Raw genomic sequence first — 334 nt, forward strand, 5'->3', positions numbered from 1 at the left:
CATGAAATCGGAAAGTAACCTCGTCAAAAAGTGAAAGATCCGGGCCGTGACAGGTTTTTCTGTCATAAAAAGTTGCTAATTTTTTCGCAAAATAAACAGGACACTGCATGCCTCTTGTCAAAGGTTAAACCACCACTGAATAACCGACGAGAGGGAGTGTCCTTAACAACATGGTACCACAAGCAACGAACCATGCGCCAGAACGAAAAACACGCCGCGAACGCCGAATGGAAATTCTTGCGGAGCGTCGCCGAATCAAACAGATCGTGAAGAAGTTGAGACCGGTCACGTTCGACAACAACACCGTCACGGAAGCCGGTAACTTCCAGTTCCT

General features: G+C 47.3%; 1 pseudogene. It reads left to right on the forward strand.

The window, feature by feature from the left end:
• Window positions 1–170: 170 nt before the first annotated feature.
• A pseudogene (locus tag FS806_RS25425) lies at window positions 171–334 on the forward strand (IS1380 family transposase); the annotation flags it as partial.

The sequence above is a fragment of the Paenibacillus sp. 32O-W genome, assembly GCF_007679495.1.
In the GTDB taxonomy this organism is placed as follows: Bacteria; Bacillota; Bacilli; order Paenibacillales; family NBRC-103111; genus Paenibacillus_L; species Paenibacillus_L residui.